Genomic DNA, 16,668 nt, shown 5'->3' with positions numbered 1-16,668 from the left:
GTTCTATTTCCTTATTAATAGAATACGGTAGACTTTTTTAACGTGCGGGATGCACGTCTGCAATAAACACAAGGAGCGTTTTTCGTGGAAAGGCATATTGGCAGAACATTTATTATTCCAGTCATTATTTTTATTTATGGTTTATGGCAATATTCGCGGGTGAGCGGCCTGGCGAAGTTGGCTTTTTATTTCCAGGATAATACCGTTATTTTTCGTTACGGCATGACTTGCCTTGGTATTGTCTTTGCTGTCCTTGCAGCCGTTACAATTGGCTATGCTATGGCGTTGTGTCATTTCAGCGCGCGCGCTTCCCGAAAGTCGCAGGATATATTAATTGCGAAATTTACCCGTTGCCGACGACTGTTGCCATTTTTAATGGTAGGGGAAATGGTATTTTGTGGACTGGCGATAGTCTGTATAGCGCTGTCGGAAATAGCATGGTTTACCGATAATTTTCGATTGAACGGCGGGGGAATAAAAATAGTCCTAATCGCCCTGTTTACGCTTTTGAGTATTCTCTGGATGCTGTTTAAAGGCATTCTCTCTATCAAAAAATGTTTCGCTATTTTCCAGCAGGATGATTCACATATTTACGGTGTGAATGTTCTGCGCGACGATGCGCCTGCGCTTTGGTCATGGGTCGAAACGTTGGCGCAGCGCGCCGCGCTTATTGTACCGGACAATATTGTTATCGGTTATTTTGACTGCTTTTACGTCACGGCTAACGCTATTCAACTGGAACAGGGGGCGCGCCTGACCGGGAATACACTGTACCTGCCCCTGGGTTACGCCGCGCTGATGGATAAAGAAGAAATAGCGGCGGTGATCGGCCATGAACTGGGGCACTTCACCGGCAATGATACCCAGTACAGCCTGCGTTTCGCGCCGCTCTACGCTGGCATGATAACCAGCCTGCATGAGATAGCGAATGGGGCGCAGGTTGGCTCGTGGGTGGACAAGGTTGTGCTTATCCCGTCACTGGATATGGGGGCGTGGTTTCTTGACCGTTTTCATGAAACCGTGAGCCACTGGAGCCGCATTCGTGAATATGCGGCTGATGAAGCAGGCGCGCGTGCGGCATCTGCGCCCGCCCTGTCCAGCGCGTTGCTGCGCATTACTGCCCTGAGCGAGTATGTGGATAAAAATGCAGATGCGGCGGCGAACGGTGACGTTTCTCTGGTTGGCTGGGTTGAAAACCTTATCGCCGAACAGCAAAACGGCAAGCCGTTAAAAGTAGAGGCGGGGCTGGAGACGGCGCTTGAGCATCCCATGGACAGCCATCCTGCTACACGGGCACGCATTGAGAATCTCGGCGTCGCACTGCATCCCACTCTTTTTGAGCGCGCGGCTCGCCCGGTCACGCAAGACGGATGGCTGATGTTCAGCGCCGTGTTTAACGATATTACGGAGTTATGTCTGCCGCTGGCGCAAAAGGTTGAAGCCGAAATTCACCAACAAAAAGCCGCTTATCGGGAGGCGCTTGAGTCCCATGTCCAGCAGTCTCAGACGACGCTCGATTTTTGGGGGAATAAGGCAGGGGCGTGGTTTTCGCTCGTATTAGGTGGTCTGTTTGGTTTGGGTGGGCTGACGATGCTCTTTTTATCTTTATCCCATAGCGAGCCCTTTTTCCCGCTTCTTGGCTGTATCCTGCTTTTACCCGGATTGCTGCTGATCCTCGCCGGATATAAGCAGATAAAACAGGCTGCGCATCCGCTCTTCTCCTTAAACGAGGAGAGTATTACCAGTTGTTTTATTGCGAAGCCATTGCCGCTACATAACATTGACTCCTTGCTCGTTCGCCAGTCATCGGAAACGGTAACGGTAGAGCTCTATCTTCGCGACGGGTATGAACCCGATATCACGACCAAACGCTTTATGCGCGCCATTCGCTTTGACCCAGGCAAGCGTGCCGTGACCATTTTACTGGCCGGCAAACTTATTCAGAGCGATGAAAACGGCAAACAGAAGCTGGATGGTGCGGAGGTTGCTGAGCGAATTGCGCAGTACCTCTACGCAGTGCATGCGCGGGATGAGTTAAAACAGCTACAGGCAGATAACGAAAGCCTTGCGGGTTAATTATTTGCCCGAAGCAGTATTCACCCTCTCCCTTTTGGGAGAGGGCCGGGTGAGGGGACTACAGCACCCACTCGCTCCGCGCTTCGCCGTTGATCAGAAGCTTACGTCCTTCGCCTGCCGGTAACGATACCTTAAGCGACGGCCATGCCGGACGGTAATCACCGGTTGCGGCGATCGTCAGATTGATAGAGTCCGCGTCGCAGGCCATTGTCCATTCCAGCCACAGAGCATTCCCGTTCTGATAACCCCAGCTCTCACCATCATCTTCAAACAGCAACCCGTCTGAGCGCCCCGTTCCTTTCACCGGAAACAGTTTCAGCTCACGGGTATCATCCGCCGTCGCGCTAACATGCCTGATTCGCGCGCTGAGCGGCAATCCCGCCCCGGCGCGGACCAGCAATGGCAGTTTTTCCAGCGGCGCGTCGCGCACAATCCACTGCCCGCCGCAGAACCACTCGTGAGTGTAAAAATCATACCAGCCGGTCTCGTTCGCAGGCAGCCAGACACGGCGTTCGCGCTGACCTTCTTCGACCACGCTGGCCACCAGAATATCGCGGCCCAGCAGGAAATCGTCGCACTCTTCAAACGTCTGCGCGTCATGCTCGTGATCGAGGAAGGTCGGGCGCAGCATCGGTTCGTCATCCGCATGCGCCTGCCACAACAGGGTATAAAAATAGGGCAGCAGACGGTAACGCAGTTCGATGGCGCTGCGAATGGCCGGTGTCACCCCCGGATACATCCACGGCTCATTCACCGTATGATCGTCATTCCATGAATGGATGGTGAAACGAGGGTGCATCACGCCGTTTTGTACCCAGCGAACAAACAGTTCAGCATCCGGTTTATCCCCGGAGAAGCCGCCCACATCGTGCCCCACGTTATACAGCCCGGACAGACTCATCCCGAGCCCCATTCGCGTGTTAAAGCGCAGCGTATCCCAGTTGGTCCGGTTATCACCGCTCCAGGTTTGTACGTAGCGCTGCATCCCGGCGCAGCCAGAGCGGGAGATCAGGTACGGACGTTTATCCGGGGCGAATCGTTGCTGTGCTTCCAGCGAGGCGCGCATCATCAGCAGCGGCATCACCGGGCGAATATGTTTGATGGCAATCTCGCGGCCAAAACCGTAGCAGCGGGCTTCGCCATCCCACACTTCAAACTCGTTGTTATCGTTCCACGTAGAGTCGATGCCCATCTCCAGCAGTTGCGTGGTCACGCCTTGCTGCCACCATTTGACGGTCTGCGGATTCGTAAAGTCGAGGTGCGACCCTTCATCGTCCCAGAAGCTCGAACGTTCTGGCGCATCCTTTTCTGAATCGCGAATAAACAGCCCTTTCTCTGCCACTTCGTTATAGCGTGGATGGTCCTGCAGCAGGCACGGCTTGATATTGGCCGCCAGTTTCAGGCCCGCATCGTGGAAGGCCTGGCTCATGACTTTTGGCTGCGGCACCTTGTCGTAGTTCCAGTTAAAGACGTAGCGCTTACCATTAATGGAGGTATAGCCCGAAGAGAGCTGGAACGAATCGCAGGGAATCGCATGCTCAGAACACAGGCGAATAAAGTTCATTAGCTGGTTTTGCGCATCCGGCGCATCGGTGTAATGCATAGTGGATCCGCTGTAGCCCAGACTCCACTTCGGCCCAAACAGGGTTTTCCCGGTCAGGCGGACAAACGCTTTGGTGACATCCAGCGCCCGCGCGCCGGTAAACAGGTAATAATCGATATCGCCCGCTTCGGCCTGCCAGCGGCGATAGGCGGTATGGTAATTATCGATTTCATTACCCAAATCCAGCCAGCAACTGCTCAGGTTGTCATAAAACAGACCGTAGCTGATGTCGTCCCGGCGGGTGAGGGTAAACGGAATATGTTTGTAGAGAGGATCGGTACTGACCGCGTTATAGCCCATCGCGTCCAGATTGCGCATTTCATAACGTTTGCCGTTACGCTGCAAATTGCCTGCTTTCTCGCCGAGACCATAAAACCGCTCATCTTTTTTACGGCTCAGATAATGCGCCACACCGTCGCCATGCGCATTAAGTTGATAGGCGCTGGTAGGACGATCGCCTGCCAGCCATTGCCACTCTCCGGCCTCATTACGATAGTGCCATTCCAGCCACAGCGGCTGGTGCACGGTGACCCGTAACGCTTCGGTGGCGAGAACCAACTGCTGGTCGTGTTGCTCAAGCGTCCAGTCCGGGCAGGTAAAGCCGCTGATATCTTCACGGTGACGGCCTTCCCATGGCACATCCTGCGTGGGGGCAATACTCCAGGTTCTGTCCAGCGCCAGCTCACCTTTACGTTTTAACAGCACGCGGAACAGCGTTTTTTCCAGCACATACAGGCACAGCGTATGCTGCCCATCCACCAACAGTTCAATATGGTGAGCCGCCTGTTTTTGTAAGGTCCAGTTTTTCAACGTTTTCATATCAGACATCCATTATCAGACGCGTTTTGCGCGACGTTCAGCAATAAATGACACCAGGAAAATGGCCCCAATCAGGTCAAAAAAGCCCATTGCGATAAACAGCGGATTGAAACCGATTTTGTCAGCGGTAACGCCAATCAGCAGAGAGAAGAGGAAGCTGGCGATCCATGCCGCCGAGCCGCGCATACCGTTAACGGTAGCCATCTGGCCCTTATCGAAGGATTCCACCACCAGCGCGCTCAGCATGCAGGAGATGATCTGGTGACCGAAACCGCCAATCGAGATCAGCACGATAGTGATATAGGGATCGCGGGTAATTGCGACGATGCCCAGCGAGATCATCAGAAACGCACCGGTGACGGAGCTTGCCACCACCGAGTTCACCCGAGAGCAGCCGAACCAGCGGGTATACAGTTTGGTGAGATAGCCGCTTGCCACGCTGCCCAGATCGGCGGCAAGGAAGGGGAGCCAGGCAAACATGGCGATTTGCTTAAGATCCATCCCGTGCTCTTTCGCCAGATACAGGGGTACCCAAAAGCTCAGCACGGCCCAGGCGGGTTCCGCCATAAACGCCGGGATGGCGATACCGTAAAAGCGTTTGTTTTTGGCGACGGTTTTCAGCGCGGAAAAGAAGGGCAGTTTGACCGCAGGCGCCTCGTTGTCCTGCTTGATATAGGCCAGTTCCTCTTTGCTCAGGTTCGGGTGTTTTTCCGGGTTATAGTAAAACGCCCACCACAGCAGCACCCACACCAGCGCCAGAACACCGGTAAACATAAACGCGCCCTGCCAGCCAAAAGAGGCATGGGCAAAATAGATAATTGGCGGTGCCAGCATGGCGCCAATCGAGAAACCAACGCCAGCCCAACCTGCGGCAACCGGGCGCTCCGATTTCGGGAACCACTCGCCCAGGGTTTTGGCATTCGCTGGCGTGGCGGCCGCTTCGGATGCCCCCATCGTGAAACGCAAAATAGCCAGTTGCAACCAACTGCTCGCCCCGGCGTGGAAAATACAGGCCAGCGCCCAGATGATGGCACAGACCATAAAGCCCACTTTCAGGCCAATCACGTCAATCAACCAACCGCATAATGGCTGGAAAACGGTATAGGCTAACTGAAAAGCGCCCACAATCCATGAGTACTGCTCGGTCGTAATGCCCATACTGGTTTTCAGTTCGGGGGCAAGAATGCCGAGTGAGTTACGGGTGATGTAGTTCACCGTGACGCCCAGTAAAAACAGGACCAGCACCCACCAGCGTAAGTTTTTGACTATCCGGCGGCTTTTGCTTGCCACCACTTCATTATTGTTGATTCCCTGGCTCATTTTTTTCTCCACGCACCGTTCTGTAGGGAAGTCGTTGCGGGCCATTCGAAATTTGTTATACCGATCTGGACCGCATGGGGATTTTTTTCTGCTTTAGCCTGAAATACGCCGACAACTAGTATGGAAGTTGTACGACATCTTTACGTTAGGGGAGAAAAAAGGTCAGCCATAGTGGATTTTGTGCAAGGATTCTCATCAATTCGCCAAAGAAAAGGGCACTATGCTTTCCGAACCAGTATTCATGAGGCTTATGCTTCATGAAAATTTTCCCATCGCGGAAACGGAGCAAGATCACAGAATGGATAAAAAGCTAAAAATCACTGAAATCGCCCGGCGCACCAACCTGTCGACCAGCACCGTTTCCCGTGTGCTGGCGGGTAAGGCCAATACCAGCGAAACGGCCAGACGCCTGGTACTGGAATGTGCGCGTGAGTTAGGGGTAATGGAGGGGATTGCCGCCGGGAGGTTGCTGCTCAATAACCTGGTGATCTTCGCGCCACAGCGGGCGTTCGATGAGCGCTCCGATATCTTTTATTACCGCGTGATTCAAAGCATCAGTAAGGCGCTGGATTCTCATGAGGTGCGGCTGCGTTACTGCCCGCTGGAGGAGCTGGATAGCGATGCTAATGTATTTATTTCACGAATGAATGAGCCGGAAACCCAGGCGGCAATTTTGTTGGGGATTGACGATCCGCATATTCACGAACTGGCCGCGGATTTTGCCAAACCTTGCGTACTGATTAACTGCCGTGATAAGCGGATGCGCCTGCCGACGGTGGCCCCGGATCACCGGGCAATCGGTGAGTTTGCCGCTGACTATCTGTTTGACTCCGGCCATCGCGATATGGTGGTCGTGATGTGTCTGCGCCGCTATACCATGGATCTGCGGCTGGCGGGCATTAAAGAAGCCTGGCAACAGCGAAATCTGCGTTTTCAGAGTAAGCGCGATCTGATCACTGTTCCCAGTTTTAGCGCCAGAGAAGCCCAGCAGCGGGTTGCAGAGTGGCTCGACAGTCCCGCACATAAAAACCCGCCGACCGCGTTTTTAGTCGGGGGAGATTTTATGGCGGAAGGGACCGTGCGGGCGCTGCAACAACGCGGCTTACGCGTTCCGCAGGATGTCTCGGTGATGAGCATTGATGCCTTCAACCTGGCCGCCATTCAGGATGTGCCGCTAACGGCGGTCCATGTGCCGCGCGATGAACTTGGTACTGAGGCCGTTCACATGTTGCAGCAACGGCTGATTCGCCCGCAGGCGGCAATTGGCTCGCTGCTGATTAATGGCATGCTGGTAGTGAGGGAGTCGGTACGGCGGATACGTCCGGGACAACGACGTACCGCCGTGGAGCGAGAAGGGCTGTATGACGTTTAGTCTATGCCCAGCGCACGTTTTCCATAGGCGTTTAAATCGGCCAGCGTGAAGCGCCCCTCCCAGTTTGCTTCATAATCTTCGCGCGGAAAGTCACCTGGCGATACGCCATTTTCCAGCGCGACTTTTGCTTTACGCGCCCAGGCGAGGTTTTTCTCGCACAGGGGGGCGGCGGGGATATACATCACGTTACCCCAGCCCTGTTGATCGTTTACCGGGGCGACGGAGTGAATCACATCGCAATGCCACCAGACGGAGTCGCCCGCTTCCAGCGCCGGGATGGAGGTTAACGCCTCTATCAGCAGCGGGTGCCATTTCTCCGAAATGGGGAGCACCTTACCCGGAGCCACACCGCACAGCTCATCTTCCGGCACATCATCCAGCAGTGGGCGTAGCAGAATATAGGCCATTGCCTCCGGGATCGGCACGACATGCAACAACCCCTGGCCTGGGATCATATCGGAGAGCGCCGTCCAGCCCTGGAAGGTACGGAACACCGAACATTTGGTGGTGTTCTCGACGGTGTACTCTTCCACCTCGGTACGATGCGCGGCATCCCACGGATCGTATTCGTCCAGTTTGCCGTTAAAGACGTTGGCAAAGACCCGTTGATACGCCGGAAGCAGCCAGCGTTCCAGGGCGCCGGAATCGGTATGGGCACCTAAACCTTTTGACGTCGTTCCCGGCGGACGGCGACGAATACGGTCCGGGTAAATCACGCTGACATCCGGATCAAACCACGTTGTCCCTTCGCTTTCAAAGCGCCACAGGCGGTTGAGGAACGACTGCACGGCAGCCATTTCGTCGCTCTGGCGTGCCTGCATTTGTGACTGCGACCAGTAGATAGGGTAAATTTCCGGGCGAGAGGCATCGAGAGATCCAAAGAAGTTATCGCCTGGCCCTTTGTAGACATCATCAAAGTGGTTTTGCTCAAGATAGGCCATCATGTCGCGGTCCCAGCCGAGCGCCCGCTCGCGGGGGAAATGCCCTTTGATCACCGCACAGCCGCGTTGTTTAATCAGCGCACGCTGTTGCTCGCTTACCCGCCCCTGTTTTACCGCTTCAAAGGGGATCACCGGCCAGACATCCTCGCCCTGCGCCTTTAACGCGTTGATCTCTGCGACGCGCTGGCTAATCCGCGCGTGGAGTTGATTGAATACGGCTTTCACATCACCGATTTGCTGGCGCAATTCCTGCTTCATTTGCCGGATAGCCGCTTTATGGTCGACGGGTAAAGTTTCGCTGGTGAACGTCATAATGGCCTCGCAATCTTTCATTCGAAAGTAATTAAGCTTACAAGTGATAATTTAAGTTAAAAATAAGTTAATGCAAGTTTAAAAACTTGATGCAGAGCACAAAGCTGAAAGAAGGGCAGGGAAAGAGAGAAGGGGAGAGGCCGGAGCGACGACTCCGGCCGGGAAAATCACTGGAACGGGGGAGCACCGTCCAGTACCGCCTGAATCACATTCAGCGCGCCCTGGTGGTTGTTGTCATCGGTGCGATGACGGGCAATGGCTTTGATAGCGTCGCTGGCGTTATCCATGGCGAACGAAAACGCCGTCATGCGCAACATTTCGGCGTCGTTGCCGCTATCGCCAATCGTTACACATTCTTGCGGCGACAACTGCCAGCGTTTCAGCAGACGGGTAATGCCGTTGGCTTTGTGCAGACCGGGAATAATCAGGTCGACAAAACCAAAGCCGCTGGTCACAGGCTTCATGATGCCATCCAGCGAAACATGCAGTTTATCAATCAGTTGTGGGATGTCACTGTCCGGTAAATTGAGCGAGAATTTGAACAGGGTATCGTTAATCTGGTGATAGTCGCTGATGCGTTGCAGACGATGATAGTGCTTTGCCATCAGGTCGATAAAGCTATCCGGCGCGTTTTCGCTGACCCAGGCGCTTTCCAGCCCACAGGCGACGAAATTCAGCGCTTTGTCTTTCAGTAACTCGCCGATAACGACCTGGGCTTCATGACGGGTAAGTTCACCGTGAAACAGTTGCTGACCGTGTTCAAAGACCAGCGCGCCGTTTTCGGCGACAAAAGAGATCTGGTCTTTCAGTTCCGGGAAAAAGGAGATGAGCTGGTAATACTGATTGCCGCTGGCGACGACAAATTCAATATCACGCTGCCTGAGTTGGGCAAACTGTGCCATAAAACGATCGCGGTCGTATTGTTTGGCGTCGTCAAGAAAAGTTCCGTCCATATCAGTGACGATAACTTTTACAGTCATACATAAGCTCCTGGTCTGGGTACCACTCGTAACATTGTAATAACAGTGTGACCTGAAGCACAAATTTATTTCATTCGAAAGCAAGGTGAAAGCAAAACGGCAACCCCCCTGGTTGCCGTTTTTGGTGTTTGCACCCTCTCCCGTGGGAGAGGGCCGGGGTGAGGGCACCAGACCGCAGAGGTCATGCCAGGGTTAAAGCGTATGCTCGGTGCGCGCGATAATATCATCCTGCGCATCCGGTGACAGGGCGGTAAAGAAAGCGGAATACCCTGCTACACGCACCACCAGGTCGCGATATTGATCCGGGTGTTTCTTCGCTTCCAGCAACGTCTCACGGGACACAATATTGTACTGAATATGCCAGCCCTTATGATCCTCAAAGAACGTGCGCAACAGCAACATCAGTTTCTGCCTGTCACTGTCATTCTCAAGCGTTGACGGGTTTAGCTTCTGATTAAGCAACACGCCGCCGAGGATCGCCGCCGTCGGCAGTTTCCCCACTGAACCGATCACCGCTGTCGGGCCGAGATGGTCAGTGCCCGATGCCGGGCTGGCCCCTTCGGCGAGCGGCGTTTTGGCTTTACGTCCGTCCGGCGTCGCCATGGTTGCCGCACCAAATGGCACGTTGGCGGAAATAGACGATGTCCCCGCGTAATAGTTGCCGCCAATCGGGCCGCGTCCGAAACGTGGATTATGGTAATTTTTCAGTTCATCGATATAGGTCTGGTAAGCGCGTACCAGCAGCGCATCCACGCTATCATCATCATTGCCATACTTCGGCGCGTTGTTAATCAAACGCTGGCGCAACTGCTCATGCGTCAGACCGTCGAAATCAGCGGCCAGCGCCTCCGCAAGCTGCTGTTGCCCGATGGCTCCCTGTTCGAAGACCAGTTTTTTCACCGCCGCCAGGCTATTGCCGAGGTTGGCGATGCCCACCTGCAGGCCGGACACCCAGTCATATTTCGCGCCACCCTGTTTAATGCTTTTCGCCCGCTCGATACAGTCATCCACCAGCGCGGAACAGAGAATATCGTGGACATTCTCTTCGAGCATGGTGTCGACAACATACTCAATCTCAATCGATTTCCGGGTGTAGTAGCGAATCTGCGTATCCCAGTCGGCCATCACCTCGTCGAAGTGGGTGAAGTTGCCTTTCGACAACGCATGCTCCTGCGGCAGGAACACTTTGCCGCTGGTGGCATCGCGACCGCCTTCCAGCGCTGCCAGCATCACGCGGGCAAAGTTGATAAAACTCATCCCGGTGCAGCGATACCCCCATTTGCCACCGACGGCGGTTTCGATACAGCCGATCGCCGCATAGTCATACGCATCCTGTGGTTCGACGCCAAGCTTAATGAACTCAGGGATCACGATTTCATCGTTGTTAAACGCCGGCATCCCGAAGCCGCAGCGGATCACCTGTACGCAGGCGTCGAGGAAGTCGTTACTCATGCCCGCGTGGTAGCGCACGCTGAGGTTCGGCTGGGTTGAACGCAGGCGGCCACAGGATTCCAGAATCGCGTAAGAGAGCGGGTTCACGGCATCCATCGGCGCATTGTTGACCAGTTTCTGACCGCCAATGGTGACGTTCTGATACAGCGGGCTGCCCGCAGAGGCTTTGGAGTGCGAGCCGGAGCGGATTTTGTTCACTTCCAGCAATTTCAGCCAGCAGCCGTGCAGCATTTCAATGGCCTGCTCGCGGGAAAGCGACTGGTCCAGCTCCACATCGCGGCGATAGTACGGATACAGATACTGATCCATACGGCCAAAGGAGACAGAATGGCCGTTAGATTCGATTTGCAGGATCAACTGAATGAAGTAGCACAGTTGCAGTGCCTGCCAGAAGGTTTTCGGCGGCTCATGGGCTATCACATCGCAGTTTTCCGCCATCGCCAGCAGTTCATCGCGGCGACTGGTGCGGGTTTCTGCACTGGCCATTTGACGGGCGAGGTTGGCGAAACGCTCAATGTGCAGGCTGACGGCATCCAGCACGATATCAATCGCTTTCAGGAACTGCTCACCGTGCAAATCTTCCAGAACGGTAAGGTTAATACGTGAACGGCGTTCATCCACTTTATGGCGCAGGCCGTCCAGCCCTTTTTCCAGCAGTAGCGGGAAATTCACCGCCAGATGCGCATCGCCCGAGGTCATATTGCCTTCGGCCTTGATGATGCCGGTTTCCAGTAGCGCTTTTTGCTCATCGGTAAACATACCGTAGCAGCGATCCTGCACGGTCTGGCCACGCCACCACGGGCAAATGGCGTGCAGCACCTGTTTATTTTCTTCACTTACCGCAAAGCCAGCCCCTGGACGATCTGCCAGGTCATCGATCTCTTTTTCAATCCAACTGACGGTATATTCCGGGAAGATCGGCGCGGCGCGCACTTCGCTTGCCTGGTTGCCGATGATCAGCTCGTCGTGCTTGATCCAGATGGTACGCGCCGCCAGATGATGGGCCAGCGCCAGCGCGCGGCGTACCGGAATGGGCTTATCCATGTGCTGCTGATACATCTCGGTGTAGTGCTGCGCACGCTCGGTACACACCGGAGGTTTTACAATGTGCACCAGTGCGTTCTTATGCGCCTTAATACGGTCGGTCAGGGTCGAGAGTTGTAACGTCGTCATGAGATTATCCTCGTAATATCGCTGTCAGCCCTTTCTCGCAGGCGTAGTTCTGGGCGAATGCCAGTAACGCCGGTGCATCAAGCGGCTTGTCAGGGGCGGTGTAGGGTTGACTGAGTAAGGTGTATTTATTCATGCCCAGCGTGTGATAGGGCAAAAAGTGGATCTCGCGGACGTTCAGTTCGTCGGCGGCAAAATTGGTAATATCGGCAATGGATTTTTCATCGGCATTGAAGCCGGGAATCAACGGTACGCGAATGGTCATCTGCTTACCGGCTTGCGCCAGTCGTTTCAGGTTATCCAGCACGCGTCTGGCGCTGCCGTCGGTCCACTGTTTAAACGCGCCGCTATCAACATGTTTCAGGTCGGCGAGAAACAGATCCACATAGGGCACAGAGGGCTCAATGTAGCGCCATGGCACATGCAGGCAGGTTTCAACGGCAGTGTGGATCCCGTGTTCGTGGCTGGCTTTAAAAAGGGAAAAAGCCAGTTCCGGGTGCATAAACGGCTCGCCGCCGGAAAGGGTAATACCGCCGCCGCTGCGGGTATAAAAGGCTTTATCACGCAACACTGTCGCCATGATGTCCTCAACGGATTTATCTTCCCCGCAGACGGTCAGTGCCTGCGTCGGGCAGCAGTCGGTCAGAGCGTTAAGGTCGCTATCCGTCAGATTTTCACGGGCAATAAGCAGGCCGTTAAGCGCCCGGCTAATGGCTTTCGGGGCCACCTGCTGGCAAAGATCGCAGCCTTCCAGGCACAGTCTGGCGTCGAACAGCACTTCGCGTTCGCGGGCGCGGCTCTCCGGGTTCTGACACCAGCGGCAGCCTAATGAACAGCCCTTTAGAAAGACGACGGTGCGAATACCGGGGCCATCATGGGTGGAATAGCGTTGAATATTGAAAATCATAAGTTGCCCTCATCTTGCGTATGAAGATTAAATTACTTTCGAATGAAAGTTATATTGATAAAGGTCAACTCCAGGGCAGGTTGGTGCGTGTTAGTTTTAAAGCATGCTGAATCTCACATTTTGAGGGTGAAAGAATGGAACTGTATCTCGATACATCAGACGTGGCGGCGGTAAAACGGCTGGCGCGCATTTTTCCGCTGGCGGGCGTGACCACCAATCCGAGTATTGTGGCGGCAGGCAAAACGCCTGTTGAGGTGTTGCTGCCGCAACTGTACGACGCGCTGGATGGCAAAGGCCGCCTGTTTGCCCAAGTGATGGCGAACACCGCTGAGGGGATGGTGGCGGATGCCCATAAGCTGCGTGCCATTATTCCCGACCTGGTGGTGAAAGTGCCGGTGACGGCGGAGGGGCTGGCAGCCATTAAATGTCTGAAAGCGGAAGGCATTCCAACGCTTGGCACGGCGGTATACGGCGCCGGGCAGGGGTTGTTATCCGCACTCGCGGGGGCAGAGTATGTCGCGCCGTATGTGAACCGCGTGGATGCGCAGGGCGGTGACGGAGTTCAGACGGTAAATGATTTACAGCGTTTGTTGAGCCTGCATGCGCCAGGGGCGAAGGTGCTGGCGGCCAGCTTTAAGACACCACGCCAGGCGCTGGCGTGTCTGCTGGCAGGCTGTGAGTCGATTACGCTGCCGCTGGATGTGGCGCAACAGTTTATCGCCGCGCCCGCGGTAGAGGCTGCTGTCGCGAAGTTTGAGCAGGACTGGCAAGCGGCGTTTGGCCGGACATCAATTTAACCCTGTGGGGGCTACACAGGGTTCCACATCAATGTCTTTCCCGGATGGCGGCGTAAGCGCCTGATCCGGGCTACCACCGGTTTTCTCCCTCTCCCCCGGGGCTGAGGAATCCCAACAAAAAACGCGAGCACGAACGGTCCCCTCTCCTCTTTGGGGAGAGGGCCAGGGTGAGGGGGAAAATGCGGCTCGGGAGGTGGGTTCCGTTCACCTTATGTTCATGGCGAAATGGACCTCCTGAACACGTGAACGGGTAAAGGGGAACACCGCGTTCCCCTTTACAATCCCCGCGGCCCCGCAAAGAAATCGGTGCTTCGCACTGCGTTCGCCTCCCGCCCCGCTGCCTGCGGTCGGTTTGACTCGAGTTACTCGCCCCATCCCTGGGGCTCGCCCTTCGGGCCAACGCGTTGCGTTGTTCAAAATCGTTCCGGACGATTTTGTCCTGTCTCGACAAACCTCAGACCGCCATCCCTGGCGGCCTGACCTTGTCATCAGGTCTTCGTCTCACCGATTTCAGCGGGGACTTAACCCCCTCGCTGTACGCTCTGCGCCAGGGGGGGACAAAGATGTCGCTATGGTTGCTATGTGGGAAAACGAGTTAGCCGTGGCTAACAAGGTTGAAGACGTTTACAGCATCTACCGGGCAATTTACCCTGTGCGGTCTGATGCCCTCACCCCGGTCCTCTCCCACGGGAGAGGGAGCAAACACTAAAAAGGCAACTTACGTTGCCTTTTGCTGTTTACCTCCGCACACCTCACACTGGGGGTTGCGCAGCAACTTCATTTCCCGGAACTGGCAGGTCATCGCGTCATACATCACGATTTTCCCGGCGGCGGGCACGCCAAAGCGCGTCAGCACTTTAATCGCTTCCAGCGCCTGTAATGAACCCATCACCCCCACCAGCGGCGCCATCACGCCTGCTTCGACACAGGTCAGCGCGTTTTCACCAAACAGACGGCTCAGACAGCGGTAGCAGGGCTCGCCGTCCCCCCAGGTAAAGACACTGATTTGCCCCTCCATACGAATGGCGGCACCGGAGACCAGCGGAATACTCTGCGCAAAACACCCGGCGTTGAGCTGATTGCGAATGGCGACATTATCCGTGCAATCCAGCACCAGGTCGTGGGCGGCAATCTGCGCTGACAGGGCGCTTTCATCCAGCAGGGCGTTAAGGGTGTCGAGCTGAACATGCGGATTGATTCGCGCCAGGGCAGCTTTGGCGGATTCCACCTTCGGCTCGCCAATTGTCGCGTCGCTGTGCAACGTCTGGCGCTGGAGATTAGAGAGCGCCACGGTATCGAAATCCAGCAGCGTCATCTGACCAACCCCCGCCGCAGCCAGATACTGTGCGGCTGCGCAGCCAAGACCGCCTAATCCCACCACCAGCACGCGTGATGCTTTTAACCGCTCCTGGCCATCAAAATCGAAGCCGCGCAGAATAATCTGCCGGTTATAGCGCAGCATCTCTTCATCGCTCAACTCGTCTGCCATCTTAGCCTCCGAAGAGATGGTTAAAGGTTTCAACCTCGACCCATTCACCGGCTTCCACATGACCGCGCTCACGCTCCAGCACCACAAAGCAGTTGCCCTGACTAAAGGAGCTGAAAATATGTGAACCTTGCGGGCCGGTGGTGCTGACAATCAGCTCTCCGTCGCTATCACGGCTGAGGATGCCGCGCTGGAAATCAAGGCGACCCGGTGTTTTCTTAAGGCGGGTTGCCGCGCGGGCGCGCAGGCGTAGCGGCAGTGGGCTGGCGGTATTACCGCTCAGCTTCGCCAGCAGCGGCAGTACTAACTGGTAGAAGGTCAGAGCGGCAGAGACCGGGTTACCGGGTAAGCCACAGAACCAGCTATTTTTGAGATGGCCGAAGGCGAACGGTTTGCCAGGTTTGATAGCAAGCTTCCAGAAGGTGATTTCACCCAGCTCATCCAGGATAGTTTTGGTGTAATCCGCTTCCCCCACCGACACGCCGCCGGAGCTTATCACCACGTCGGCCTGCTGGTCAGCCGTGATAAAAGTTTCGCGCAGTGTGGCCGGATCGTCACGCACGATACCAAGGTTGATGACCTCACAGCCCAGTTGTTCCAGCATCAGGTGAACCGTCAGGCGATTGGTATCGTAGATTTGTCCGTCCGCCAGCGGCTGACCAGGCAGTTGCAGCTCATCGCCGGTGGAAAAGAGCGCCACGCGGATTTTACGGACGACTGGCACCTCGGCAATGCCCAGCGAGGCGAGCACCGGAAGTTCGGCGGCGGTCAGTTTCTTCCCGGCGCTGAACACGGCGGCGCCCGCGCGAATATCTTCACCCAACAGGCGGATGTTTTGCCCGGCTTTAACCTTACCGGTAAAGCGCACGCCCGCGTCGGTTTGCTCAGTCTCTTCTTGCATCACTACGGCTTCGCAGCCAGCCGGCACAGGGGCACCGGTCATGATGCGCACGCAGGTGCCTGTAGGCCACTCGCCGTGAAAGGGCTGCCCGGCGAACGCTTTTCCGGCAACCGGCAGCGGTTCACCTTTTTCGATATCGGCCAGGCGTACGGCATAACCGTCCATGGCGGCATTGTCAAAGCCCGGCACATTCAGCGGCGAAATCACATCCTGCGCCACAACGCGACCAAAACAGCTCAGCAACGGTAGGGTTTCGCTCTCGGTGAGTGGCGAAACGCGGGACAGCATTTGCGCCAGGGCTGAATCCAGCGGGATCAAGCCTGCGGTATATTCCATAATTTACTCCAGCACCACGCGTGAAAGGAGCCATTATGGCAGAAAATGAGGCCTGACTGCATGTACTCCTCAAGAGCCATAGTGAGATGCCTGCTTTACATCGCAAGATCGACTTTCTATATTCAAAAATTGTATGAAGCTGTGACGACGATAATGATATTTATAGAAAAAGCAGCAAGCTATCCTGACCGGGCGA

The 16,668-nt window shown here is 55.3% G+C and carries 11 protein-coding genes; 3 read left to right on the top strand and 8 right to left on the bottom strand.

Annotated features, from left to right (window positions below):
• Window positions 1-84 precede the first annotated feature (84 nt).
• Window positions 85-2,076, top strand: a complete 1,992-nt coding sequence (locus MRY16398_RS20050) for a M48 family metalloprotease (protein ID WP_125125072.1) — start codon at window positions 85-87, stop codon at window positions 2,074-2,076.
• Window positions 2,077-2,134: 58 nt separating this feature from the next.
• Here MRY16398_RS20050 and MRY16398_RS20045 read toward each other — a convergent pair whose 3' ends face one another.
• Window positions 2,135-4,498 carry a glycoside hydrolase family 31 protein gene (locus MRY16398_RS20045; RefSeq protein ID WP_103245798.1) on the bottom strand — a complete coding sequence of 788 codons (2,364 nt, stop codon included), beginning with the start codon at window positions 4,496-4,498 and terminating at the stop codon, window positions 2,135-2,137.
• Window positions 4,499-4,513: 15 nt separating this feature from the next.
• Complete coding sequence (locus MRY16398_RS20040; protein ID WP_039077185.1) at window positions 4,514-5,818, bottom strand: MFS transporter; 1,305 nt, start codon at window positions 5,816-5,818, stop codon at window positions 4,514-4,516.
• Window positions 5,819-6,116: 298 nt separating this feature from the next.
• Between MRY16398_RS20040 and MRY16398_RS20035 the strand changes: the two genes are divergently transcribed.
• Complete coding sequence (locus MRY16398_RS20035) at window positions 6,117-7,190, top strand: LacI family DNA-binding transcriptional regulator (protein WP_039077263.1); 1,074 nt, start codon at window positions 6,117-6,119, stop codon at window positions 7,188-7,190.
• Here the strand turns inward: MRY16398_RS20035 and MRY16398_RS20030 are convergent.
• The 4 genes from MRY16398_RS20030 to MRY16398_RS20015 all read right to left on the bottom strand — a co-directional run bounded on the left by MRY16398_RS20030 (window position 7,187) and on the right by MRY16398_RS20015 (window position 12,952).
• Window positions 7,187-8,443 carry a DUF1479 domain-containing protein gene (locus tag MRY16398_RS20030; RefSeq protein WP_039077184.1) on the bottom strand — a complete coding sequence of 419 codons (1,257 nt, stop codon included), beginning with the start codon at window positions 8,441-8,443 and terminating at the stop codon, window positions 7,187-7,189. The genes MRY16398_RS20035 and MRY16398_RS20030 overlap by 4 nt on opposite strands.
• A 167-nt stretch (window positions 8,444-8,610) precedes the next feature.
• The gene (locus MRY16398_RS20025; RefSeq protein ID WP_125125071.1) at window positions 8,611-9,423 is read right to left on the bottom strand and encodes a Cof-type HAD-IIB family hydrolase; all 813 of its coding nucleotides are present in this window, start codon (window positions 9,421-9,423) and stop codon (window positions 8,611-8,613) included.
• 192 nt (window positions 9,424-9,615) lie between these two features.
• Window positions 9,616-12,048, bottom strand: a complete 2,433-nt coding sequence (locus MRY16398_RS20020) for a formate C-acetyltransferase/glycerol dehydratase family glycyl radical enzyme (RefSeq protein ID WP_071195625.1) — start codon at window positions 12,046-12,048, stop codon at window positions 9,616-9,618.
• Between the two features lie 4 nt (window positions 12,049-12,052).
• Window positions 12,053-12,952, bottom strand: a complete 900-nt coding sequence (locus MRY16398_RS20015) for a glycyl-radical enzyme activating protein (protein ID WP_125125070.1) — start codon at window positions 12,950-12,952, stop codon at window positions 12,053-12,055.
• 134 nt (window positions 12,953-13,086) lie between these two features.
• Here MRY16398_RS20015 and fsa point away from each other — a divergent pair, with 134 nt between their 5' ends.
• Entirely contained in the window at window positions 13,087-13,749 is a 663-nt protein-coding gene (fsa, locus tag MRY16398_RS20010; RefSeq protein WP_108701764.1) for a fructose-6-phosphate aldolase, read from the top strand.
• A 718-nt stretch (window positions 13,750-14,467) separates the two neighbouring features.
• On the opposite strand, the gene moeB is transcribed toward fsa, so the two are convergent.
• The gene (moeB, locus tag MRY16398_RS20005) at window positions 14,468-15,238 is read right to left on the bottom strand and encodes a molybdopterin-synthase adenylyltransferase MoeB (RefSeq protein ID WP_107222918.1); all 771 of its coding nucleotides are present in this window, start codon (window positions 15,236-15,238) and stop codon (window positions 14,468-14,470) included.
• 1 nt (window position 15,239) lies between these two features.
• Complete coding sequence (gene moeA / locus MRY16398_RS20000) at window positions 15,240-16,472, bottom strand: molybdopterin molybdotransferase MoeA (RefSeq protein WP_110295672.1); 1,233 nt, start codon at window positions 16,470-16,472, stop codon at window positions 15,240-15,242.
• Window positions 16,473-16,668: the final 196 nt, after the last annotated feature.

The organism is Phytobacter sp. MRY16-398 (assembly GCF_003925915.1).
Classification (GTDB): Bacteria; Pseudomonadota; Gammaproteobacteria; order Enterobacterales; family Enterobacteriaceae; genus Phytobacter; species Phytobacter diazotrophicus.
Note: the sequence above shows the minus strand (reverse complement) of the source record. Positions and strands in the feature narration are given on the sequence as shown.